19 protein-coding genes, 1 tRNA gene and 1 pseudogene are annotated in these 17,748 nt (G+C 72.7%); 11 read left to right on the top strand and 10 right to left on the bottom strand.

Annotated elements, in window-relative coordinates:
- Positions 1–24: 24 nt before the first annotated feature.
- The 3 genes from HF519_RS24395 to HF519_RS24405 all read right to left on the bottom strand — a co-directional run bounded on the left by HF519_RS24395 (position 25) and on the right by HF519_RS24405 (position 3,239).
- A complete protein-coding gene (locus HF519_RS24395; protein WP_169415335.1) occupies positions 25–720 on the bottom strand; it encodes an alpha/beta hydrolase in 696 nt (231 codons plus the stop codon).
- A gap of 123 nt (positions 721–843) precedes the next feature.
- On the bottom strand, positions 844–1,851 hold the full coding sequence (locus HF519_RS24400) for a hemolysin family protein (RefSeq protein WP_169415336.1): 1,008 nt from the start codon (positions 1,849–1,851) through the stop codon (positions 844–846).
- Positions 1,848–3,239, bottom strand: coding sequence for a hemolysin family protein (locus HF519_RS24405; RefSeq protein ID WP_169415337.1), 1,392 nt, complete (start codon positions 3,237–3,239; stop codon positions 1,848–1,850). Before HF519_RS24405 ends, HF519_RS24400 begins: the two co-directional genes overlap by 4 nt.
- Before the next feature lie 381 nt (positions 3,240–3,620).
- On the opposite strand from HF519_RS24405, the gene HF519_RS24410 reads away from it, so the two are divergent.
- From HF519_RS24410 to HF519_RS31760, 4 genes and pseudogenes are all read left to right on the top strand, one after another.
- Positions 3,621–4,685, top strand: a complete 1,065-nt coding sequence (locus HF519_RS24410; protein ID WP_312860321.1) for an XdhC family protein — start codon at positions 3,621–3,623, stop codon at positions 4,683–4,685.
- Between the two features lie 62 nt (positions 4,686–4,747).
- A complete protein-coding gene (locus HF519_RS24415; RefSeq protein ID WP_169415338.1) occupies positions 4,748–5,458 on the top strand; it encodes a YdcF family protein in 711 nt (236 codons plus the stop codon).
- Positions 5,459–5,462: 4 nt separating this feature from the next.
- Positions 5,463–6,767, top strand: a complete 1,305-nt coding sequence (locus HF519_RS24420; protein ID WP_169415339.1) for a deoxyguanosinetriphosphate triphosphohydrolase — start codon at positions 5,463–5,465, stop codon at positions 6,765–6,767.
- A gap of 33 nt (positions 6,768–6,800) precedes the next feature.
- Positions 6,801–7,012, top strand: a pseudogene (locus HF519_RS31760) (carboxymuconolactone decarboxylase family protein); the annotation flags it as partial.
- 30 nt (positions 7,013–7,042) lie between these two features.
- On the opposite strand, the gene HF519_RS24425 reads toward HF519_RS31760, so the two are convergent.
- Positions 7,043–7,789 (bottom strand): HNH endonuclease family protein, encoded by a 747-nt coding sequence (locus HF519_RS24425; RefSeq protein ID WP_312860322.1) that lies wholly within the window; start codon positions 7,787–7,789, stop codon positions 7,043–7,045.
- A 67-nt stretch (positions 7,790–7,856) separates the two neighbouring features.
- Positions 7,857–7,997 carry a hypothetical protein gene (locus tag HF519_RS31765; RefSeq protein WP_246245084.1) on the bottom strand — a complete coding sequence of 47 codons (141 nt, stop codon included), beginning with the start codon at positions 7,995–7,997 and terminating at the stop codon, positions 7,857–7,859.
- A gap of 146 nt (positions 7,998–8,143) precedes the next feature.
- Here HF519_RS31765 and HF519_RS24430 point away from each other — a divergent pair, with 146 nt between their 5' ends.
- The 4 genes from HF519_RS24430 to HF519_RS24445 all read left to right on the top strand — a co-directional run bounded on the left by HF519_RS24430 (position 8,144) and on the right by HF519_RS24445 (position 11,680).
- Positions 8,144–8,359: a hypothetical protein gene (locus HF519_RS24430; RefSeq protein WP_169415341.1), complete on the top strand. Its 216-nt coding sequence runs from the start codon at positions 8,144–8,146 to the stop codon at positions 8,357–8,359.
- A gap of 99 nt (positions 8,360–8,458) precedes the next feature.
- The gene (dnaG, locus tag HF519_RS24435) at positions 8,459–10,330 is read left to right on the top strand and encodes a DNA primase (RefSeq protein ID WP_169415342.1); all 1,872 of its coding nucleotides are present in this window, start codon (positions 8,459–8,461) and stop codon (positions 10,328–10,330) included.
- Between the two features lie 61 nt (positions 10,331–10,391).
- Positions 10,392–10,916 (top strand): hypothetical protein, encoded by a 525-nt coding sequence (locus HF519_RS31770; RefSeq protein ID WP_312860323.1) that lies wholly within the window; start codon positions 10,392–10,394, stop codon positions 10,914–10,916.
- Positions 10,913–11,680, top strand: coding sequence for a trans-aconitate 2-methyltransferase (locus HF519_RS24445; RefSeq protein ID WP_169415343.1), 768 nt, complete (start codon positions 10,913–10,915; stop codon positions 11,678–11,680). Before HF519_RS31770 ends, HF519_RS24445 begins: the two co-directional genes overlap by 4 nt.
- Before the next feature lie 84 nt (positions 11,681–11,764).
- Here HF519_RS24445 and HF519_RS24450 read toward each other — a convergent pair whose 3' ends face one another.
- Complete coding sequence (locus HF519_RS24450; RefSeq protein ID WP_169415344.1) at positions 11,765–11,977, bottom strand: hypothetical protein; 213 nt, start codon at positions 11,975–11,977, stop codon at positions 11,765–11,767.
- 164 nt (positions 11,978–12,141) lie between these two features.
- On the opposite strand from HF519_RS24450, the gene HF519_RS24455 reads away from it, so the two are divergent.
- A tRNA-Asn gene (locus tag HF519_RS24455) sits at positions 12,142–12,214 on the top strand.
- 42 nt (positions 12,215–12,256) lie between these two features.
- Here the strand turns inward: HF519_RS24455 and HF519_RS30615 are convergent.
- Entirely contained in the window at positions 12,257–12,478 is a 222-nt protein-coding gene (locus HF519_RS30615; RefSeq protein ID WP_211170519.1) for a hypothetical protein, read from the bottom strand.
- Between the two features lie 110 nt (positions 12,479–12,588).
- On the opposite strand from HF519_RS30615, the gene HF519_RS24465 reads away from it, so the two are divergent.
- Together HF519_RS24465 and HF519_RS24470 are read left to right on the top strand one after the other, a co-directional pair.
- Positions 12,589–13,086, top strand: a complete 498-nt coding sequence (locus HF519_RS24465; protein WP_169415345.1) for a quercetin 2,3-dioxygenase — start codon at positions 12,589–12,591, stop codon at positions 13,084–13,086.
- Positions 13,087–13,391: 305 nt separating this feature from the next.
- Positions 13,392–13,949: a DinB family protein gene (locus HF519_RS24470; protein WP_211170520.1), complete on the top strand. Its 558-nt coding sequence runs from the start codon at positions 13,392–13,394 to the stop codon at positions 13,947–13,949.
- A 236-nt stretch (positions 13,950–14,185) separates the two neighbouring features.
- Here HF519_RS24470 and HF519_RS24475 read toward each other — a convergent pair whose 3' ends face one another.
- From HF519_RS24475 to HF519_RS24485, 3 genes are all read right to left on the bottom strand, one after another.
- On the bottom strand, positions 14,186–14,359 hold the full coding sequence (locus tag HF519_RS24475) for a hypothetical protein (protein ID WP_169415347.1): 174 nt from the start codon (positions 14,357–14,359) through the stop codon (positions 14,186–14,188).
- 985 nt (positions 14,360–15,344) lie between these two features.
- The gene (locus tag HF519_RS24480; protein ID WP_169415348.1) at positions 15,345–16,370 is read right to left on the bottom strand and encodes a helix-turn-helix transcriptional regulator; all 1,026 of its coding nucleotides are present in this window, start codon (positions 16,368–16,370) and stop codon (positions 15,345–15,347) included.
- Positions 16,371–16,382: 12 nt separating this feature from the next.
- On the bottom strand, positions 16,383–17,426 hold the full coding sequence (locus HF519_RS24485; RefSeq protein WP_169415349.1) for a hypothetical protein: 1,044 nt from the start codon (positions 17,424–17,426) through the stop codon (positions 16,383–16,385).
- Positions 17,427–17,748: the final 322 nt, after the last annotated feature.

Below are 17,748 nucleotides of genomic sequence, written 5' to 3' on the forward strand. Positions count from 1 at the left end.
ACATACGGGGGAGGGGAGGGTCGGTCAGGGCGTGGCGGCGGACAGTTCGGCGCGGAGGATCTGCGCCAGCTCGGCCGGGCGGGACAGGAACGGGGAGTGCGAGGTGGGCAGCCGCAGCACCCGCTTCGAGTGCTGCGCCATCGCCTCCTGGGCGATCACCGGGATCGCGTTGTCCTGCTCGCACACCACGTAGGTGCTCGGGATGCCGCGCCACGCCGCCTTCGTCAGCGGCTGGCCGAGCGCGACGAGTGACTGGTGGCCCAGCTGCGCGATCGAGGCCTCGGCGGCCGCCTCGTCGACGTCGGCGTAGAAGATCTCCCGGGGGCGCAGCGTGTCGACGTAGCCCTCGGCCTCGTGCACGTCCCACCAGTCCGGCGGGGCACCGCCGACCGCGGCGGCCAGCGAGTCGCCCACGTCGAGCTGGAACGCGCACACGTAGACCAGCCCCGCGACGTTCGGCAGGTCGGCCACGCCCTCGGTCACGGGAGCGCCGCCGTAGGAGTGCGCACAGACCACCACGGGGCCGTCGATCCCGGCGACCACGGACCGGACGGCCACGGCGTCGGCGTAGAGATCGCCGAGCGCGGCCGGGTCCGGTCCCACCGACGGCAGCGCGACCCTGCGGACCTCCACCCCGGCGAGCTCGTCGACGAGCCGGTCCCAGGCCCATGGTCCGTGCCAGGCGCCGTGGACGAGGACGAGCGTGGGCGGGGATGTCATCGATGACCTCCGGGGACGGTGCGCGGCCCGCTGGGGTGCGGCCCGGCGCAGTCCACCGAGCCGGGGACCCGGGCGGCAACGTCTCTTCCGATGAGTGAAAGCCGACGCGCCGCCCGGCCCGGATCAGGCCCTGGCCGGTTCCGGTTCGGCCGGCAGCAGCCGGTCCAGCAGATCCTGCATCGTGACCAGCCCCAGCAGCCGGCCGTCGGACTCCACGAGCGCGAGGTGGCTGCGCTGCTCGCGCATGATGCTCAGCGCATCGTAGGCGCCCTCGTCGGCGGGGAGGGTGAGGACCGGTCGCATCAGATCGGCGGCGGTGGTCTCCGGTGCACGGGTCAGCGTGTCGCGGACGTGCACCACGCCGACCGCGAGGTCGCCGTCCCGCACCACCAGCCGCAGGTGCCCGCTCTGCCGGGACACCTCGCGGATCCGCTGCACGCCGTCGCCGGCCGAGACGTCGGCCAGCTCGGTCCGGACCAGCTCCCGCAGCGGGGCGCTGTCCAGCTCCATCGCGGTGACGAGCTGGTCGCGGCGTTCCGCGTCGAGGGCGCCGGCCTTCGCCGAGTGGTTCACCAGCTCGCGCAGGTCATCGGGGTTGCGCCCGGCCCCGACCTCGTCGACCGGTTCGACGCCCACCGCGCGCAGGCAGCGGTTCGCGATCCCGTTCAGCCCGACGAGCAGCGGCCGGGTGAGCCACATGAACGCCCGCATCGGCAGCGCCAGCAGCGTGGCCGAGCGCTCCGGGTGCGAGATCGCCCAGGACTTCGGCGCCATCTCGCCCACGACCAGGTGCAGGAACGTCACCACGATCAACGACAGCACGAAGGCCAGGGCGCCTGCGGTCGCCGCGGGCAGCCCCCAGCCCACCAGGACCGGCTCCAGGGCCTTGTCGACGGCGGGCTTGGCCACCGCGCCCAGCCCCAGGGTGCACAGCGTGATGCCGAGCTGCGAGCCGGCCAGCAGCAGCGACAGCTCCCGGGCACTGCGAAGCGCCGCGCGGGCCGAGGCACTGCGCTCCGCGGCCTCCTCCAGGCGGTAGCGGCGCGCCGCGACGAGGGCGAACTCGATCGCGACGAAGAACGCGCTCAGCGCGATCAGGCCGATCGAGACGGCGATGGTCACGCCGCTCATGCGTGCACCTCCGCACCGGTCGTGTCCGCGGCGTCGGCCGCGGGTTCGTCCGCCCATGCGAGTCGCACGGTGTCGGGCACCCGCCGGTCGACGGTGCACACCGTCACCGACAACCTGCGGTCGGGCTCGTCGTCGTCGGTCCCGGCCGGCCGGGGCAGTGCGACGGTCACCGTGTCGCCCGGTTCGGGCAGCCGCTGCAGCTCAGAGATCACCAGGCCGGCGATGGTCTGGTACTCGCCTTCGGGCAGGTCGTGGTCGAGCAGCCGTTCCACCTCGTCGATGTGCAGCGTGCCGGGGACGGTCCAGGTGCCGTCGCCGATCGTGGCCTCGTCCTCGCCCTCGGGGTCGTGCTCGTCGGTGATCTCCCCGACGAGCTCCTCGGCGATGTCCTCCATCGTGATCACGCCGGCCAGGCCGCCGTACTCGTCGACCACGCAGGCGAACTCGTCGTCGGCCTCGCGCAGCCGGCTCAGCACCGCGGGTAGTGGCAGCGACGCCGGGACCAGCACGGCCTCGCGCATCACCTCGGCCACCGCGATGGCGCCGAGGTCGCGGCCCTCCAGCGCGAGCACGTCGCGCAGGCAGATCACGCCGACGACGTCGTCGGCGCCGTTGCCGAGCACCGGCAGCCGGGAGTGCCCGGACGCCATGACCTCGACGAGGTGGGCCACCGTCTCGTCGGCCGACACCGACGCCACGTGCGGGCGGGGGATCATCGCCGTCCGCGCGGTGCGGTCGGTGAAGTCCAGCACGCGGTCGAGCAGGGTGGACAGGTCCGCGGGCAGGTCGCCGCTGTCGCGGGACTCGTCGATGATCGCCTCGAGGTCTCGCGGGGTCGCGGCGTGCTCGACGTCGTGCACCGGCTCGATGCGCAGCGCCTTGAGCAGCAGCATCGAGGCCTGGTCGAACAGCCGGATCAGCCACCCGAACAGCTTGAGGTAGATCGCGGTGGACAGGGCCAGCGCGCGGGCCACCGGTTCCGGCCGGGCGATCGCGAGGTTCTTGGGGAACAGCTCGCCGAAGACCATCTGCACGACGGTGGCGAACAGCAGCGCCAGCACGGTGCCGACGGCCACCCCGACCGGGGTCGGGACGCCGACGCCGCCGAGCAGCTCGCCGATGCCGTTGCCGATCAGCGGCTCGGCGACGTAACCGACGAGCAGACCGGTGACGGTGATGCCCAACTGGGCCCCGGAGAGCATGAACGAGGTGCGCCGGGTGATGCCCAGGGCGCGCGTGGCGCCGGCGTCACCGGCGGCGGCGCGGGCCTTGAGCCGTGACCGGTCGACGGCCATGTAGCCGAATTCCTGGGCCACGAAGTAGCCGGTCAGGGCGGTGATGGCGATGACCACGACGACGCCGAGCAGGATGCTCAAGACGGTGGTCATCGGGGGACCGCCGGAGTGGCGGTGGGATCAAGCGGGGGAATGCAGCGTCGCGTGGCGACGCTGCCGGTACTTCGGGACGGGTCCATGGTCCTGTCTGTTCGAGGGGCCGGCATGTGGGCCCGCAGAGATGCGGTCACCCGGTACGACGTCACGAAGACCGTGGGAAGTCCCCCACGGAATCGGACTTCTGTCACAGTACTGCCAGCTGGCCCCGGTTGCGGTGAGGGCGGCCCGGACATGCGGTGCGTGGTCCGCCCGAACCGACCGCCGGGCCGCCCGGCGACCAGCGGCCCCACGATCATGACGTGCCGGAATCCGGGCGGCGGACGCGCCCGGCGACCGTCCCCTCCGCTCGCCCACCCCATCGCTACGCTGGCCGATGTGACCACCGCGACTGAGCCGCCGTCCGTCCCGTCGCCGGATCCCCGGCGCGAGCTCGGTGCCGCGTTGCGGCGCTGGGCCGGTGACAGCGCCGGTACCGGCACGGCCGGGGTGCCGATCGGAGTCGTCCGGGTGCTCGACCGGCACGGGTTCGGCACGGTCGAGTCGGGCCAGCTGCTCGCAGGCACCGCGGCGGGGTCCACCGCCGGGCTGCTCTACCTCGGCGCCCTGGACGCCACCGCCGTCCCGCTCGCGGCCGCCGCCTCGACCGGCCCGCAGACCCGCAACGCCCACGTCACCGAGGCCCCGGCGATCGCCGCCGGGCTGGCCTGTTCCGGCGGGGCGACGCTGCTGGGGCACCCGCTCCCGGCCGCCGAGGCCGCGGCGCTGGGTGAGGCCCTCGAACGGGGTGTCCCGGCCGCGCTGCTGTCCCCCGTCGACGGTGCTGCGGTCCTCGTGCTCGCCGGGCTCGAGCTGGAGCGGGTGCACGGCTCGCTCGGCGACCCGGGCGTCGACGCCGCGGCGGCCGACGCCGCCCGGCAGTCGCTGCGCCGCGGCGCCACCGTGACCGAGCGGATCACCGCCGCCGGTGCCGACCTGCTGCTCGACCTGTGGGTGCCGGTGCCGTCGGTGCTGGTGGTCGGCTCCGGGGCGATCGGTGACGCGCTGCTCGCGCAGGCCGCGCTGCTGGGTTGGGGCGGTCGCCGGGTCACCGATCTCGACGAGGCGCGCGCCGCCGTCGCCGACTTCTCCGACGCCGACGTGGTCGTGCTGCTCGACCACGCCCCGTCCTTCGACGCGATGTTGATCGACGGCGTCCGCCGCGGCCGCGGCTTCATCGGCGCGCTGGGCTCCCGGCGCACCCAGGCGGCCCGCCGTGAGCGGCTGCTGGGTGCCGGCCTGACCCCCGACGAGATCGGTTCGATCCACGGCCCGGTCGGGCTCGACCTCGGCGCGCGGACCCCGGCCGAGACGGCTGTGTCGATCGTCGCCCAGATCATCGCGGCCCGGTCCGGCCGCAGCGCGTCCGCATTGGCCGAGGCCGAGGGCCGGATCGGGGGGTGAGCGCGCCCCCGACCGGTTCCCGACACGCACGCTCGTCGCACCGACGTGCCGCGGTCGACGACATGGCCCCGACCGTCCCGCTGTACGACCGCGGCGATCCGACCGACTCCATCGATCTCGGCGTTCCCGGTGCCGGCGGACCGGGACGTCCCCGGGTGCGCTGGGGGGCACGACTGCTGGTCGGCGCCCTGCTGGTCGTGACGCTCATCGTCGGCGGCACCGCGTTCCGGGTCTGGCAGACCGCGCGGGTGAACGGCGACCGTGCCGTCGACGCCGTCCTCGTGCTCGGTGCCGCGCAGTACGACGGCGATCCCAGCCCGGTGTTCGCCGCCCGGTTGCGGCACGCCGTCTCGCTCTACGAGCGCGGACTGGCCCCCAGGATCGTCACGGTGGGCGGCAGCCGGGCCGGTGACGAGTACACCGAGGCGGAGGCGGGGCGCCGCTACCTCATCGAGCGCGGGGTGCCGTCGAGCGCCGTCGTCGCGGTGGGGGAGGGCTCCGACACGCTCGGCAGCATGCAGGCCGTCGCCGCCCGCGCCGAGCGGGACGGCTGGAGCACCACGCTGATCGTCAGCGACCCGTGGCACTCGCTGCGGGCCCGCACCATGGCCGAGGACAGCGGGCTCGAGGCCTGGACGTCGCCGACCCGCCGGGGCCCGGTCGTGCAGACCCGGGAGACCCAGGCCCGCTACATCTTCCGCGAGACCGGCGCACTGCTGTACTACCGGTTGATCGGCTCCTCGCCGGAGACCGATACCACCGGACTGGGTTGACGCCATGACCGTCTCGACGGGTACGGCCGGGTCGGGGACCGCCACGGGCTACTCCGAGCACGACCGGGCCCGGATGCTGCCGGAGCCTCCGAAGGCCTCGGAGCAGGGCGTGCGGGGGCGGGCCGAGCGGCGCAGCCCGTTCTCCCGGGACCGGGCCCGCGTGCTGCACTCGGCGGCACTGCGCCGGCTCGCCGGCAAGACCCAGGTGGTCGGGCCGGGGGAGGGCGCGGAGGTCTCGGGCATCCCGCGGACCCGGCTGACGCACTCGCTGGAGGTCGCGCAGATCGGTCGTGGCATCGCCGAGGAGCTGGGCTGCGATCCCGACCTCGTCGACACCGCGGGGCTCGCGCACGACATCGGTCACCCGCCCTTCGGGCACAACGGGGAGCGGGCGCTCGACGAGATCGGCGCGGCCTGCGGCGGGTTCGAGGGCAACGCCCAGACGCTGCGGATCCTCACCCGGCTCGAGCCCAAGGTCGGGCACGGCGCGAGCGCGGGCGGGTTGAACCTGACCCGGGCGACCCTCGATGCGTCCTGCAAGTACCCGTGGGGCCGCCGCGGGGACACCCGCAAGTTCGGCGTGTATGACGCCGACCGGGCGGTGTTCGACTGGATGCGCGAGGGCGCCCCGGAGGGCCGCCGGAGCCTCGAGGCGCAGGTCATGGACTGGTCCGACGACGTCGCCTACTCGGTGCACGACGTCGAGGACGGGATCCTGGCCGGCCGCATCGATCTGGCCGCGCTCGGTTCCCCCGGGGAGCGGGTGGCGCTGGCCGCGCTCGCCGTCGAACACTTCGCCGCCGATCCGGGGGCCCTGGACGAGGCCGCGGCCGCACTGCTCGCGCTGCCGGTGGTCGACGCTGTGCGGGGGTTCCACGCGCCGTCCGCGCCGGGTCAGGCGCACGTGGCACTCAAGCGGTTGACCAGTGAACTCGTCGGGCGGTTCATCCGGGCGGCGACCGACGCGACTCTGGACGCGCACGGCGATGGACCGTTGCGGCGATATGCGGCCGACCTCGTCGTCCCCCCGCAGGCGGCGGCGGAGGTGGCGCTGCTCAAGGCGGTCGCGCTGCGGTACGTGATGAGCGACCCGGACCGGCTCGCGATGCAGGCCCGGCAGCGCGAGCTGCTCGCCGAGCTGGCCGCCGCCCTGCACGCAGGCGCCCCGGCCACCCTGGACCCGGTGCGCGCGGAGGACTGGGCCGAGGCCGGGGACGACGCGGCCCGGCTGCGGGTGGTGATCGACCAGATCGCGATGCTTACCGACCAGCAGGCCGTCGCCTGGGCCGCTCGGCTGCGCCGCCCGTGAGCGGATGACGCTGTTCTCCCGTCCCACGAGCCGGTCGAGCGGCTCGCGCTGGCCTACGCCGACGCGATGACCGCCCTGCCGACGACCGTGACCGAGGACCAGGTCGCAGAACTGGAGGCCGAGCTGGGCCGTGCCGGGCCGGTCGAGCTGACGAACGCGATCGCGCTGGAGAACATGCGGCCCGGTTCACCCACGCGCTGGGCATCACCGACCAGGGATTCGACGCCGCCTGCCGGGTCCGCTGACCTGACCCGCGGACCCGGCCCGCGCCGTACTCAGGCGGCCTGCGCCGGAGCGACGGGGGTGTCGGCCGGCAGCGGCTCGCCCGGGCAGCGCTCCAGGATGCCGGCGATCGCGTCCCGCTCCGCGGCGGTCACCCACAACCGGTACTTGGCCTTCACCGCGACCTGCCGGGCGACGTAGGTGCACCAGTAACCCCGCTGTGGGGGCAGCCAGGTCGCGGCGTCACCGTCGCCCTTGCGGCCGTTGGTCGGGCCGTCGACGGCCAGCAGGTTCAGCGGGTCGTTGCCCAGCCGCTCCCGGGTGGGCTCGTCGAGCTGCTGGGCGCCGGTCTGCCAGGCGTTCGACAGCGCGACGACGTGGTCGATCTGCACCTCGTTGCTGGTGTCCTGGCCACGGGTGAACGCGATGACGTTGCCGGTGTAGGGGTCGTCGAGGGTCCCGGTGAGGACGATGCAGTCGCGGCTGCCGGGCCGGAACGTCTCGTTGGTCATGTCCCGGGCCAACACCTGGTTGCGCTGGTCGCAGCCGTCGCGGTCGACGTCGGCCCAGCGCTGGCCGAACTGTTCCCGGGAGTAGCCCGTCTTCGGGGCGCGCCCCTTCACCGCCAGCGTGGCGAGGGCCGCCGCGGCGTCGCCGGTAGCCGTCGGCGCGGCCGCCCCGGCGTCCGGGACGTCGAGGGGGAACCCGTCGGGAAAGGCCGCGCATCCCGAGCCGAGGACGAGGACGACCAAGGCCGCCAGAAGCGATTGAAGGACCCGGGCACCGCCGACTGCACGCACCGCCGGATCATCGCCGGTCCGGGCACCCGGGCGAGTGAGCGACACGCGGCCGGCCCGGCCGCGTTGGTCACAACCCACCGAGCTTGTCCGGGTTGAGTACCTGGTAGATCGCGACGATCCGGCCTCCGGTGACCGACAGCACGGTGGCCGCCGCCGGACCGGTCGACGTCCCCCTCGACGTCTCGCTCGACGTCCACACGTCTGCCACCTGCCGACCGTACGACCTCGCCACGGCTCCACGGTGTCAGCGGTGTCGGCGGAGGACGGCCCCTCGGCCGGATGACCGATGCCTCGGCGCAGATCCATACCTCCGGCCGATGTAATACACAGGCGGGTTGAGCAGAGTCATCTCCTATGGCGGCGTTCTCTGATCTGATGTTCATCCTCGGTGGCAGCGCCGGGATCCTGCTGCTCCTGATCATGGCGACGGCGCCGTTCCTGCCGCACCAGCGCCGGTCCCGGGACGCGTCGTCCGTCTCCTCGCCCGCGGCTTCGCCGGCGGCCGGGCTCGTCCCGGCCCAGCGACGTCCGTCGAGCACCGAGGAGACGTCGACCCCGGCGACGTACTGATCGTCGGCCGGCGCCGGTCGCCGCCCCCGCTGTCCGATCATCGACCCGACCTACCCGCCGCGGCGGGCAGGTCGGGTCTGCGCGCCTAGACTCCGTCCCGTGGCCGGGCGGATCAGGGACAGCGACATCGCCGAGGTCCGTGACCGCACCCGCATCGACGAGGTCATCGGCGAGTACGTGGCGCTGCGCCGGGCCGGGGCCGGCGCGCTGAAGGGCCTGTGCCCGTTCCACGACGAGAAGACCCCGTCGTTCAACGTCCGGCCGACGCACGGCACGTTCCACTGCTTCGGCTGTGGCGAGGGCGGCAGCGTCATCGACTTCGTGATGAAGATCGAGGTCGTCGGTTTCGTCGAGGCCGTCGAACGGCTCGCCGACCGGATCGGGTTCCGGCTCACCTACACCGGTGGCGGCAGCTCCGTCCAGCGTGACCGCGGCACACGGTCACGGCTGCTCGAGGCGAACAAGAAGGCTGCCGAGTTCTACGCCGCGCAACTGCGCACCCCCGAGGCCGCCCCCGCGATCCAGTTCCTCACCAGCCGCGGCTTCGATTCAGCCGCGGCGCAACAGTTCGGCTGCGGATTCGCCCCGGCCGGCTGGGACTCGCTCACCAAGCACCTCCTCGCCGCCGGGTTCTCCCTCGACGAGCTGATGAAGGCCGGCCTGTCGAAGGAGGGGCGCCGGGGCCCGATCGACCGCTTCCACCGCCGGTTGCTGTGGCCGATCCGCGACCTCGGCGGCGACGTCGTCGGCTTCGGCGCCCGCCGCCTCTTCGACGACGACCAGATCGAGGCCAAGTACCTCAACACGAGCGATACCCCGGTCTACCGCAAGACCCACGTCCTGTTCGGGATCGACCTGGCCAAGCGGGAGATCGCCAAGCGCCGCCAGGTGGTCGTCGTCGAGGGCTACACCGACGTGATGGCCATGCACCTCGCGGGCGTGCCCACCGCCGTCGCGTCCTGTGGCACGGCCTTCGGTGCCGAGCACGTCAGCGTGATCCGCCGGCTCATCGGCGACGACTCGTTCGACCTCGGCGAGGTCATCTACACCTTCGACGGCGACGCGGCCGGCCAGGCGGCGGCGCTCAAGGCGTTCGAGGGTGACCAGTCCTTCGCCGCGCAGACCTTCGTCTCCATCGCGCCCGACGGGCAGGACCCGTGCGAGCTGCGGCAGAGCTCCGGCGACACCGCCGTGCGCGACCTCGTCGCCCGGCGGGAGCCGCTGTTCGAGTTCGCGATCCGTTCGATGCTGCGCGAGCACGACCTCGACACCGCCGAGGGCCGGGTCGCGGCGCTGCAACGCACGGTGCCGCTGGTGGCCCGGATCCGCCGCGAGGAGCTGCGCGACGAGTACGCGCGCCGGCTCGCGGGCTGGACCAGCTGGGACGACATCGCGATGGTCGTGCGGCGGGTGCGCGAGAGCGCCGGGGTTCCGGTCGAGCGGGTCCGCGGCGGATCGAGCCGCCGTGAGGCGCCCGCCCTGCCGGCCCGTGACGACCCCCGGCTGCACCTGCAGCGGGAGGCGATCAAGGCGGCACTGCAGGTCCCCGCGATCGCCGGGCCGGCCTACGACGAGCTGCCCGAGCAGGCGTTCACGCACCCGTCGTTCGCCGGGGTGCACCGTGCGGTGCAGGCCGCCGGCGGGGCGTGCAGCGGGTTGGAGGGTCAGGCCTGGCTGGAGGCCGTCGTCTCGCAGTGCACGCCGGACGTGCGCGGACTGGTCAGCGAGCTGGCCGTCGAGCCGCTCGAGCTGCCGCGCAAGAACACCGACGAGGCGCGGTACGTGGCCAGTGTCGTCGCCGGCGTCCGGTTGGCACTCGTCGAGGCGCAGGTCGCCGAGCTCAAGGCGCGGCTGCAGCGCACGAACCCGATGGAGGAGGCCGACGCCTACCACCAGCTGTTCGGCGACCTCGTCCCGCTGGAGCAGTACCGGATCGCGTTGCGGGACAAGGCGATGGGAGCGGTCTCGTGAGGTCACCGTCGAACACGGCGGTGCCGCGGGCCCGGCGGGCGAGCTCCGGCGAGGGGGGCTCGTGAGCTGGCTGACCTCGGCGCTCGCGCGGCTGACCGGCCGTGACGAGCTGCCGGCCGGGTTCGAGGCCCGGCTCGAGGCCGACGAGCGCGTGCTGGCGGTCGCAGAGGTGGCCGGCGGTGGGCACCTGGTGGTCACGTCGTGGGGTGTCTGGCTGCCCGGCGCGCAGCCGCGGCGGGTCGGCTGGCATCTGATCAGCAAGGCGACCTGGAAGGACGGCGCGATCGTGCTGGTCGAGGCCGAGGAGTCGGGCGACGCCGGCGGCGCGATGCTGCTCACCGACCGGCCTGCCCGCCGGCTGCGGCTCGCCGATCCGGGCCGGGTGCCGCAGGTCGTGCACGAGCGGGTCACCGGCTCGATCCGCTCGCGGCACCACCGTGACCTCCCGGGCGGCGGCGCCTGGTTCCTGCAACGCAAGGTGCCGGGCCGCGACGGGATCGTGCTGCAGGTGCGGGCCGACCCGGGCACCGACGAGGCCGTGGTGCGCCAGGTGGCCGCCGACGTGGCACGCAAGCTCCCCCGGTGAGCGGCACGACCTGGGACCCGTCGCGGTACCTCCAGTTCGACGACCACCGCGCCCGTCCCTTCCACGACCTGCTCGCCCGGGTCGGGGCGACCGCGCCACGTCGTGTCGTCGATCTGGGGTGCGGGCCCGGGCACCTGACCGGGGTGCTCGCCGCGCGCTGGCCGGAGGCGGCCGTCGAGGCGCTCGATTCGTCCCCGGAGATGGTCGCCGCGGCCCGCGGCCGGGGTGTGGAGGCGGTGCTGTGTGACGTCGTGGACTGGATGCCCGGGCCCGACACCGACGTGGTCGTCACCAATGCCGTTCTGCACTGGGTGCCCGGCCACCCCGAGCTCCTGCCGCGCTGGATCGCCGCGCTACCCGACGGGGCGTGGTTCGCGATGCAGGTGCCCGGCAACTTCGACGCGCCCTCGCACGCGCTGGTTCGTGAACTGCTCGCCGAGCCACGGTGGCAGGGCTCGGTACCCGACGGCGACGAGCGTCCGGTCCCCACACCGGTCGCGTACGCCGACCTGCTGGCGGGCGCCGGAGCGAGCGTCGACGTCTGGGAGACCACGTACGTGCAACGCCTGACCGGCGCCGATCCGGTGCTGGCGTGGATCACCTCGACCGCGCTGCGGCCCGTTCGTGATGCCCTCGACGACGCGGACTGGGCGGCGTTCCGCGCCGAACTGGCACCGCGGCTGCGTGCGGCCTACCCGGCGGGCGCCGACGGTGCGACCTGGTTCCCGTTCCGGCGGATCTTCGCGGTGGCCCGGAAGGCCTGAGCTCGGTTCCGCGGAACCGAGCTCAGCGGCCGTTCCGGTGGCACCGCCGGCCACCGGCCCCGGGAGCGGCGCCCCGGTGAGCGGTCAGCGTGCGCGCCCGTTGCTCGTCGGCTCGTGCGTGTGCCGGCCGCCGCTCACGACCTCCTCGACGCGCGCCCGGACGATGCCCGCGGCGCCCTGGACGGCTGGGTGGTCGGCGACCCGGTGGTAGGTCCGGACGAGCTGCTCGTAGCGCTCGTGGCCGGCCCGGGCGCCCAACACGTAGCCGGCGGCCGCACCCAACAGGAACTTCAGCATGTCGCCTCCCGGTCGTCCGTGATCGGCTCATCCTGCCCCAACGAGGTCCCGAGGGCGGACGCCGGGGAGGTGGTCGGTGATCCAGGGGGGCTGCGAAACCCGCTCCGAGGGGTGCGCTATGGTTTACAGGCCAGCGAGCGGAACCCCCGCCCGCAGCCAGACGGTCCTCCGTAGCTCAATTGGCAGAGCATGCGACTGTTAATCGCAGGGTTACTGGTTCGAGTCCAGTCGGAGGAGCTTCCCCCCAGCTCAGCGGCCTGATCGGGCCCCTCGCCAAGATCACGCTCCCGGTTTACCCCCAGATTTGCGTTCACCGGTCGGCGTCTCGGCGAATCGCTCCAGCATCTGCGCCGCGCCCGCCCGGACGATCTTCCGGCCGAAGTAGTTGTCCTGTGGCATCGACATCTTTGTGTGGCCGAGTTGGTCGGCGGCCTGGCGGGCCGTGAGCCCGGCCGCGTCCACCAGCGTCGCGACGGTCTTGCGGTAGACGTGCGAGGTCACCCAGTCGTAGTCGGCCGCTCAGTTGCCCCGGATGGCAGATTGTCCTGCCCAGCCTCGACCTCTGAGGATCGACCGTTCGGAGTTGTTCCCGGAACGCATCGGAGAGGCACATGGCCGTCGACACCGCCGGCACCCCGTTCGCACTGCTCCCCGATGAGGGTGAGGCGCGCTGGTTCCTCAACAGTTTCATTCGGATCAAGAGCACCGGAGCCACGACCGGCGGCCGGCTCGCCGTCGTCGAGCAACGAGGACCGCGTGGTCCAGCGTCGCCGCTGCATGTCCACCATCGCGAGGCCGAGTTCTTCTACGTGATCGAGGGCGAACTGACCGTGTGGGCGGGTGGTGAACTGCTCCGGGCTCCGCAGGGTTCACTCGTCTACGGCCCGCCCGAGGTGCCACATACCTTCGCGATCACCTCCGATGAAGCGCGCTTCCTGGTGATGACCCAGCCAGCGGGCTTCGAGCAGTTCTTGGAGGAGGCATCGGTACCGGCGAGGGAGCTGACGCTGCCGCCCGACGGCACTGCCCCAGCCGACCCAGCGCGGCTGGCTGCCATGGCCGCCGAGCACGGCATCGAGATACTCGGACCGCCCGGGCTACCTACTTGATCGCCGACCGGTTGGCACGAAGGACTGCAACCAGTCGGAGAATCCGCAGGTCCGGACGATCGAGTAACGCGCATAAGGAAGCGCATCGGGAAGAGAATTCCATTCATCCTTCCTGGGGTGGAGGTGGTCGACTTCGCCTCGGTAGGTAAGACGGCACATGGCGGCAAGGTGGTGGTCACCTTGAGTGATCGTGAGTAGGGTGCGCCCGAATCCGTTGATCGCGAGTGCAGGTGTCGTTAATCCCTTGTCGGTCGCCATGCGTATCGCCAATGATTGCGGTCATGGCTACGACCCGACGAGCCGACATGTTCACCGCGGACGGCAAGCCGTCCGACGACGACCCACGTGAGAACGGACCGATATTGGGCGACGAGCGCACCACTCTGGTCGAGTCCCTGCGCTGTCAACGCCTCACGTTGGAGATGAAGTGCTCAGGTCTTGATGCGGAGGCTATGGCGCGGCGTTCCGTCGAGCCGTCGACGATGTCGCTACTGGGGTTGGTGCGACACCTGGCCGAGGTGGAGCGTGGGACGTTCCGGAAGATGATGGCGGGACAGGACGTGCCCCGGCTGTTCTGCTCCGACACCGACCGTGACGGGGATTTCGATGGCTCTGTTCCCGACCCCCAAGTGGTTGCGGAGGCGTGGGACGCATGGCGTGCGGAGGTGGACTTCGCCACGCGTTTCGTGGCCGAGGCGCCCAGTCTCGACATCACCGGCGACGATCCCTTGAACCAACATGGCAGCGGTGGAGGGCAGATGTCGCTGCGCGAGGTGCTGGTCGGAATGATCGAGGAGTACGCCCGCCACATGGGTCACGTCGACCTGTTGCGCGAGCGGATCGACGGACGCATCGGCCAGTGAGCCTTCCGCGTAACGGCGCGTGGCCTCCCCAGGATGGCACTCGTAGCCTTGGGGAGCGGCAGCAGTCCCCGCTTCACCCCCAGAAATCAACGACGGAAGTCCACAGCGGACGCCCCGGGACGGCATCACCCGTGCCCCGGTTCCCACAGCGTACGAGTGACAACGGCAGACGAGCGAAGTCGTCGAACGAAGCGGATCTTGTTTCCGCCGGTGCCGGTATCTCGCACGGACTCCGCTCAGGTCTTGTTCTTCACAATGCCGGCAACGGGGAGCAGGTTTCGCTCCAGAAGGGCGTACGCCTCGGCGAGTTCGCGGATTCCTGCCGGGCTGTTGCCCACGGTCGGAGCTGACTTGATGATCGCTCTGAGGACGGCCTCGCGGGCCTGCTGGCTGAGACTCTGATCGGCCATACAGGCTGACGCTACTCGCCGGCACCCTGTGCGCAGGGAGCCTAGCTCCCCAGATCGGCGGCAAGATCACCGACAGCGCTTACCTTCCTCTAGCTGCCGCAATCGATCGCCACAGCAGCGAGCCAACCGGAGGGCCGGCTGAAATATTCGCCCAGGTCATCGGCAATTCGGACGACCAACCACAAGGTGCCGACAACTATTGATCTTGATTCGCAGGGTTACTGGTCCGAGTCCAGTCGGAGGAGCTTCTCCCGAGCTCTGAGGCCTGATCGGGTCTATCGCCAAGATCACGCCCTCGGCTACCCAGGCTCGCGTTCACCAGTCGGTGTCCCGGCGAGCCGCTCCAGCACCTGCGCCGCGCCCGGCCGGGCGACCGTCCGGCCGAAGTCGTCGTCCTCGTCATCGACACCGTTGCGTGGCCGAGCCGGCCGGTGGCCTGGCACGCGCTGAGCCCGGCTGCGTCCATCAGTGTCGTGACGGCCTTGCGGTAGACGTGCGAGGTCACCCCCCCAGCCGTATCCGGCGGCCGCGAACACGACGCGCAGGTGACCCGCGTGGTGGACGGGTCGCCCACTCATAGGCGCGGTGAACACGACGCCCCACTCGTTGGCGGGGACACGCTGCCGGCGGGCGTGCAGTATCTCGACGGCCCACCTGGGTAGTCCCAGCATCCGGGAACCGCTCTTGCTCTTCGTCCTTCTCCTGATCGTCGGCCCAACGGGCCTGACGCGGACGATCGTGCCCGGGGCCTCGACCGCCGCCGCGTCGAGATCCAGCGCGCCCACGTGACCGCGGACGCCTCACCGATGCGAAGGCCGGTGCGAGCACACCGATGCCCAGCCGCAGCGCCGGCTCGACGAGTTTCATCGCTGGGAAGCTGACCAGGACCCGACGGTGTTCACCTGCCGCGGGCGAAGCGCCACGACGACAAGACCCTCGGGACCTGGACCCGCACGTAGCGCGCGGCGCCGCCCCCGTGGAGACCTCAGCGCCGTCGCTTGATCAGCATGCGTGGGATGTAGAGGCCGAGCCGGGCGGCCCGGCTCAGGGCCAGTGTCCGGTCGGGGGTGCCGAGCATGGCGGTGATGTGGGGGATGCGGCCGGTCACGGTGGCCTCGGCCAGATGCAGCCAGGCGGCGATGCGCCAGTCCGGCCAGCCGTCGAGGAGCAGCCCGAGGAGAGTCAGGTCGAACGGGGTCAGCCGGTGCAGGTCGCCCGGCGGGGAGAGCAGCACGATCGCCCACAGGTGATACGGGGGTCGGGGTGGGCAGCGCAACGCGGTGACCCGCAGCAGGCGGGGGCCGGTGTCCGGGCACAGGAACCGGGCGCGGTCGGTGTCGTCGTCGAGGTGGCGGGCCGCGGTGACGGCCACGGCCGAGCGGGCCCGCAGCAGCCGGTGGTCGGGCAGGTCGCCGAGGGGCAGCACCTGCCCGGAGCGGGTGAGCACCGCGCCGGCCACCGCGTCCTGGACGGTGCCGGCGAGGGCGGTGACCTGGCGCATCGGGTCGACCGCGTGGGCGATCAGCGGGGCCAGCCGCCCGGCGAGCGCCCGTGCCGTGGCGGTGGCATACGCCGGGGTGTCGGTGTGCAGGGCCAGCACCCCCAGGTAGGTACCGCCCGGGGCGTGGAGGCCGATTGCCAGGCCCTCGCAGAACCCGGCCGGAGTGAGGTGTTCGGCCCAGAGCCGGAGCTCGGCGGGCGGGACCGGAAGGTCCCGCACCCGCAGGGGTAGCCCCGGCTTGGTGAGGCCCACGCGCTCCAGGTCCTCCAGATTTGCCGGACTCGTGAGACAGCGGCGCGTCCTCTCGTCGTAGCCACGGATCACCAGCTCGTGGTGTTCGTGCTGCTCGGGGTCGAGCAAGGCCAGGTGACCGGCCTGGAACGGCAGCAGCCGGTGCAGCGGTTCCAGCAGGGCCTCGGCCCGCTGCGCGGTGCTGGCCGGGGCGGCGGCGATCCCGGCGACCTCGGCGGCGATCGCCGCGGCGCTCGACCCGAGCTCTGGTGCGGCCACGTCAGCCCCCGGTCAGGCCCGGGCCCGCAGGCCGGGTGAGATGTACAGGCCGGGCGGGATGTAGAGGCCCTGGTTGAACGCGCGGACCATCGCCACCCCGCGGTTGGCGGTGCCGAGCCGGGCCGCGGCCTGGGCGATGTGGGCGGCGAGCTGGTAGCGGGAGGTGCCCAGCGCGGCGGCGATGCGGGCGTCGGGCCATTCGGCCAGCAGCATCCCGAGCACCTCCAGCTCGATCCCGGTCAGCCCCCGCCGCGGCCCGGCCTCGGACACCACGATCACCGCGCACGGGAAATGCGGCGGCTCGTCCGCACAACCCAGCACGGTGACCCGCCGCACCAACCCTTCCCCGCTGACCTTCCCACTGGGGTCGGGACACAGGAACGCCGCGTACTGAGTCCCGTCCGCGACCTGCCGGGCGGCCACCGCCAGCAGCGCCGCGCCCGGGCCCAGCAACCGGTGGCCGGGCAGCCCGGTCAACGGCAGCACCCGGCCGGCCCGGGTGAGGACCCCGCCGCCGTGGGCGCCCCGTACCGCCCGGGCCGCCGCCGCCGGCGTGCGGGTCGGGTCCAGCGCGGCCGCGATGGTCGGCGAGAGCAGGCCGATCAGGTCCCGCGCCGCGTCGGTGGGATGCGCGGGCGTGTCGGTGTGCAGCCCGAGTATCCCCAGATGCCGGCCGTCCGGGGTGAACAACCCCACGCCCAGAGACTCCCGGTACCCGGCCGGCCACATGTAGTCCGCCCACGTCACCACCTCCTGGGCCGGGACCGGGAAATCCCGGACGCAGACCGCCGGCCGGCGCCCATCCAGGCCCAGCAGCTCTACCTCGGCAACGATCTCGTGTTCCTCCAGCCGTCGGCGGCTCCGGTCGTCGTGCCCCGCGATGGCCAGCGGGGCGAACGTCTGCACGTCCGGATCCAGCAGCGCCAGCCAGTGGCCTTCGAACGGGACCAGCCGGTGCAACGGTTCCAGTAGCGCCTGCGCCCGCTGCGCAACCGACCCGCGCGCCGCCGCAATCCGGGCTACCTCGAGGACCACGCCCAGCGTGTCCTGTGCCATCACGCCATCCTCCGACTCCGGGCCCGCTCCGACCACCGATCGGCGGCACCGAACGGCAGGGGTTCACGCAGGCGCAGGGGTCGGGGATACAGGCGAGAACGAGAACGAGGCCGAGCCGCGCTTCACCCGGCCTGCGCCGCCTGGGCCAACCCCATCGATCCCATCGGCACCCAGTTCGGCGGCTGCAGTCCTTGGTCAGCCGCCGATGGCGCTCATCGGCCGGTCCGGCTGCAGGAAGCCGGGGTCGTTGATGCCGTGGCCGGGCAGCTTGGCCCACATGGCGTCGCGCCAGGTGTCGGCGATCTCGGTGTCGGAGGCGCCG

The sequence above is a fragment of the Pseudonocardia bannensis genome (assembly GCF_012911875.1).
In the GTDB taxonomy this organism is placed as follows: domain Bacteria; phylum Actinomycetota; class Actinomycetes; order Mycobacteriales; family Pseudonocardiaceae; genus Pseudonocardia; species Pseudonocardia bannensis.

Coding starts and splice junctions, on each gene's coding strand:
- HF519_RS24395 (WP_169415335.1), bottom strand. CDS start 720: ATGACATCCCCGCCCACGCTCGTCCTCGTCCACGGCGCCTGGCACGGA.
- HF519_RS24400 (WP_169415336.1), bottom strand. CDS start 1,851: ATGAGCGGCGTGACCATCGCCGTCTCGATCGGCCTGATCGCGCTGAGC.
- HF519_RS24405 (WP_169415337.1), bottom strand. CDS start 3,239: ATGACCACCGTCTTGAGCATCCTGCTCGGCGTCGTCGTGGTCATCGCC.
- HF519_RS24415 (WP_169415338.1), top strand. CDS start 4,748: ATGGCCCCGACCGTCCCGCTGTACGACCGCGGCGATCCGACCGACTCC.
- HF519_RS24420 (WP_169415339.1), top strand. CDS start 5,463: ATGACCGTCTCGACGGGTACGGCCGGGTCGGGGACCGCCACGGGCTAC.
- HF519_RS24430 (WP_169415341.1), top strand. CDS start 8,144: ATGGCGGCGTTCTCTGATCTGATGTTCATCCTCGGTGGCAGCGCCGGG.
- HF519_RS24450 (WP_169415344.1), bottom strand. CDS start 11,977: ATGCTGAAGTTCCTGTTGGGTGCGGCCGCCGGCTACGTGTTGGGCGCC.
- HF519_RS24465 (WP_169415345.1), top strand. CDS start 12,589: ATGGCCGTCGACACCGCCGGCACCCCGTTCGCACTGCTCCCCGATGAG.
- HF519_RS24470 (WP_211170520.1), top strand. CDS start 13,392: ATGTTCACCGCGGACGGCAAGCCGTCCGACGACGACCCACGTGAGAAC.
- HF519_RS24475 (WP_169415347.1), bottom strand. CDS start 14,359: ATGGCCGATCAGAGTCTCAGCCAGCAGGCCCGCGAGGCCGTCCTCAGA.
- HF519_RS24485 (WP_169415349.1), bottom strand. CDS start 17,426: ATGGCACAGGACACGCTGGGCGTGGTCCTCGAGGTAGCCCGGATTGCG.